This is a genomic window from Fundidesulfovibrio sp. (genome assembly GCF_058402725.1).
Map to the genome: position 1 here is coordinate 1 of NZ_JBZVFJ010000058.1, position 4,098 is coordinate 4,098.

5 protein-coding genes are annotated in these 4,098 nt (G+C 66.6%); 1 reads left to right on the forward strand and 4 read right to left on the reverse strand.

The window, feature by feature from the left end:
- Positions 1-24: 24 nt before the first annotated feature.
- Positions 25-462, forward strand: a complete 438-nt coding sequence (locus tag ACV4UX_RS09295; RefSeq protein ID WP_491593029.1) for a sensor histidine kinase — start codon at positions 25-27, stop codon at positions 460-462.
- A gap of 124 nt (positions 463-586) precedes the next feature.
- On the opposite strand, the gene ACV4UX_RS09300 is transcribed toward ACV4UX_RS09295, so the two are convergent.
- From ACV4UX_RS09300 to ACV4UX_RS09315, 4 genes are all read right to left on the reverse strand, one after another.
- A complete protein-coding gene (locus ACV4UX_RS09300) occupies positions 587-1,180 on the reverse strand; it encodes a class IV adenylate cyclase (RefSeq protein ID WP_491593030.1) in 594 nt (197 codons plus the stop codon).
- A 9-nt stretch (positions 1,181-1,189) separates the two neighbouring features.
- The gene (locus ACV4UX_RS09305; RefSeq protein ID WP_491593031.1) at positions 1,190-2,266 is read right to left on the reverse strand and encodes a protein-glutamate methylesterase/protein-glutamine glutaminase; all 1,077 of its coding nucleotides are present in this window, start codon (positions 2,264-2,266) and stop codon (positions 1,190-1,192) included.
- 117 nt (positions 2,267-2,383) lie between these two features.
- Positions 2,384-3,253: a CheR family methyltransferase gene (locus tag ACV4UX_RS09310; protein WP_491593032.1), complete on the reverse strand. Its 870-nt coding sequence runs from the start codon at positions 3,251-3,253 to the stop codon at positions 2,384-2,386.
- Positions 3,250-3,990 (reverse strand): chemotaxis protein CheA, encoded by a 741-nt coding sequence (locus ACV4UX_RS09315; RefSeq protein ID WP_491593033.1) that lies wholly within the window; start codon positions 3,988-3,990, stop codon positions 3,250-3,252. The genes ACV4UX_RS09310 and ACV4UX_RS09315 overlap by 4 nt, the downstream gene beginning before the upstream one ends.
- Positions 3,991-4,098 lie beyond the last annotated feature (108 nt).

Sequence of the window (4,098 nt, forward strand, 5' to 3'; positions counted from 1 at the left end):
TGGTCCTTGTAGGACAGTTCGAAGGTGCGCAGAAACCACGATTTCAGGAGCATCCGCATCGTCAGGGAATACGACTCCGAACTGCCGCCTCTGCACTGCCTGGAGAACCAACTGCAGCAGGTGTTTCTGAACCTCCTGACCAACGCGGCCCAGGCCATGGCCCAAACACCCTCGCCCACCCTGACGCTGCGGACGGCGCGCGAGGAAGGCCGGGCGCGCATCGAAATCGAGGACAACGGCCCCGGAATGACGCAGGAGGTGCGCAAGCGGCTCTTCGAGCCCTTCTTCACCACCAAGCCGGTGGGCATGGGCACTGGCCTGGGGCTGTCGGTGTCCTACTTCATCGTGGTGCACCATCACGGAGGGACCATCGACGTGGACTCGGCCCCGGGAGCGGGCACGCGCTTCATCATCCGGCTGCCCCTGACGCAGCCGGAGCAGGCCCAGGCGAGCGCCGCCTGAGCGGGCGCGCCAAAGGCGGCCGGTCACGCGGCTCCGGAACCATGCTCATGATTCCCGGAACAGAATCAATGCTTTTGGGAGCTCGCTCCAACACTCCGCACGGAAGGACTCCGGGAACGCGCGGCTAATCCGGCAGGCCCAGGGCGCGCAAAGCCTCCCTCTGCTCCGACGAGAAGACGAAGCTGTCGGCTGGAGGCAGCCCTCGGGAGACCAGGTGTTCCTGGAAGAGATCGTGGTAGGTCAGGGCGCAGGCTTGGTCCATGGAGAGCCCCAGGCGCTCCGCCGTGGAGGCGATTGAAGCGGGCGTCCCTTCGATCTCCACGAACTCCCCGAAGGGCAGGAGGTCCAGGCAGACTTCCGCGTCCGGGAGGGTCCACACCTCGCGCACCTTCTCGTAGCGCAGGCGCTCGGCATAGCCCAGGCCCGAGAGGATGGCCCGCAGGGCTTCGAAATCGGCCACGCGGCTCTCCACCTCGTCCATGGACTTCACCCCGGCAGGTGCGCCCGGCGCGGGTTTCTTCCACGTAAGGGTGAAGGCCTCTCCGCAGCGGCGCAGGCGCAGCAGTTCCCCCCGGGCGCGCAAAGTGCCTTCCGGGGTGTCGAAGACGATGTTGGCCTCGAAACGCGGGGGCTTGCGCAGGCTGGCCGCGCCCTCCAGGGCGCGACGCATGGCAGCCAGGGACTCCGCGGCGAACTTGGCTTCCAGCTCCCGGGCCACGGCGCGCCCCTATGCCGCGCAGAAGCGCAGCACTTCCCGGGCGATGTCGTCGAGCGACATCACCTTGTCCACGCCGCCCAGCTTGATGGCCTCCTGGGGCATGCCGAACACCACGCAGCTGGCCTCGTCCTGGGCGATGGTGTAGGCCCCGGCGTCCTTCATCTCCTTGAGCCCCGTGGCCCCGTCGTCGCCCATGCCGGTCATGATCACGCCCACGGCGTTCTTTCCGGCGTAGCGCGCCCCGGAGCGGAAGAGCACGTCCACGCTGGGCCGGTGGCGGCGCACCAGGGGGCCGTCCTTCACTTCCACCAGGTAGCGCGCCCCGGAGCGTTTGAGGAGCATGTGCTTGTTGCCCGGCGCTATGAGCGCCTGGCCGCGCAGCATGGAGTCGTTGTCCTGGGCCTCCTTGACGGTGATGCGGCAGATGGAGTCCAGACGCTTGGCGAAGGCGGCGGTGAAGTTCTCGGGCATGTGCTGCACGATGGCCACGGCGGGGCAGTCGCGCGGGAGAGCCTCCAGGAACACGCGCAGGGCCTCGGTGCCTCCCGTTGAGGCCCCCACCAGGATCACCTTCTCGGTGGTGCCGAACATGGCCTTGCCGGTGGGCCCTGGCAGCACCGCGTCGGCGGAGAGCTTGGGCTGCACCTGGATGGCGGCCACGGGCTGGCGCACCCTGATCCTGGCCCGGGCGGCGGCCTTCACGGAATCGCAAAGACGGATGCGGGATTCCTCGATGAACTGCTTGGCCCCCACCTTGGGCTTGGTGACGATGTCCAGCGCCCCGTATTCCATGGCCCGCAGCGTGGCTTCGGAGCCGGACTCCGTGAGCGTGGAGCAGATGATCACCGGAATGGGATGCTGGGACATGATCTTGCGCAGGAACGTGAGCCCGTCCATCTTGGGCATCTCGATGTCCAGGGTGATCACGTCCGGGACTTCCTCGGCGATGTGTCCGGCGGCCTGGTAGGGGTCGGCTGCGGTGGCCATCACCTCGATGTCGGGATCGGAGGAGAGGATCTCGCTCAGGGCCTGGCGCACCAGGGCCGAATCGTCGACGATGAGTACGCGGATTTTGCCGTTTTTCACTGATGAGTCCTTGTGGCCGCCCGGATTGCGCCGACGCAACGGCTCAAACGTCCGGGCCGGGCCGGAAATGCGCAGGGGCGCGATGGTCGCGGGATCAACGGCATGGGCAGCCCGGCGCTAGATTCTCTTGTACACCGTAGGGGCCACGGGTTCCAGCGGCAAATTCATACCGGTTATGGATTCCGAATGGCCTATGAACAGGTGCCCCCCCGGCCCCAGGCACTGGCAAAACCGCGAGAGGAGGTTTTCCTGGGTCTTGCGGTCGAAGTAGATGATCACGTTGCGGCAGAAGATCACGTGCATCGGCTTGTCGAAGGCGAACTCCTCCATGAAGTTCAGGCGCTCGAAGCGGATGTGGGACTTGACCTCCTTGGTGAAGCGGATGAGCCCCTCGCAGGTGTTCTTGCCCCGCAGCATGTAGCGCTTCTTGTACTCGAAGGACACGCCCTTGACCCGTTCCTCGGGATAGGTGCCGCTCATGGCGCGACGGAGCACCTGGGTGGAGATGTCGGTGGCCAGGATGGAGAAATTGAAGCCCTGGTTGCGGGCCATGAACTCCGAGAGCACGATGCTCAGGGTGTAGGGCTCCTCGCCCGAGGAGCAGCCCGCGCTCCACAGCCGCAACGGCCCCGTGCCCGCGCGGCGGACGAATTCCGGGAGGACGCGGGTGGTGAGCACGTCGAAGTGCTTGGGCTCCCGGAAGAACTCCGTGGTGTTGGTGGTGACGGAATCGATGAGGTTGATGAGCTCCAGTTCGATGCCTCTGGGCGTGAAGAGGTAGTCGCAGTAGGCGTCGTAGGAGTTGAGCCCGAGGGTGCGCAGGCGCTTGTGCAGCCGCGCTTCCAGCATGGTCTTCTTGGCCGTGGAAAGCTTGATGCCGCATTCGGAATAGATGAATTCGGCCAGGCGGTTGAATTCGCGGTCCGTCAGGCTGCGTGGACGCAGCACGCCCTGGGGGGGTGCCGGGGCCGAGGGGGAGGCGTTCACGGGGCGTCTCCCCGGGCAAGGCGCGCGATGCGCTTGACGTCGAGAATGAGCGACATGGTGCCGTCGCCCTGGATGGTGGCCCCGGAGAAGCCTTCCAGCCCGCGAAACACCGGGCCGAGGCTCTTGATCACGGTCTGGTGCTCGCCCACCACCTGGTCCACCACCATGCCCAGGCGCGAGCCCTCCACCGTGAGCACCACCACCTGCTCGATCGCCGGAGGCCTGCCGTTGAAACCGAACCATTCGCGCAGGCTCACGTAGGGCACCACCTCGCCGCGCAGGTTGATGGTGCGCCGCCTGTCCTCGGGGTTCTGGGAGGCGCGCTCCAGTTCCACGCATTCTTCCACCAGGTCCAGGGGCATCACGTAGCCCTGGTCCGCCACGCGCACCTGGAGACCGTCGATGATGGCCAGGGTCAGCGGCAGACGGATGATCACCGTGCTGCCCCGCCCGGGGACGGAATCCAGCTCGATCTGCCCGCGCATGGAGTTCACCACGCGCTTGACCACGTCCATGCCCACGCCGCGGCCCGACACGCTGGAGACGGCGCGCGCCGTGGAGAAACCGGGCTGGAAGATGAAATCCAGTATCTGACGGTTGGAGTATTCGGCATCCGGGGCCATGAGCCCGCGCTCCACGGCCTTGGCCCGGACCTTTGCCGGGTCGATGCCCCGGCCGTCGTCCTCCACGCGGATGACCACGTCCCCCCCGGAGTGTTCGGCTTCCAGGCGGACCACGCCGCGCCGCGACTTGCCGGCGGGGGTTGGGTGTTTGAAGGGTTTCCCGCGGCGGTGGATGGGGGTTCGAAAAAAAGGCGACAAGCCGGCCCCCACCCCTTCTCGTCC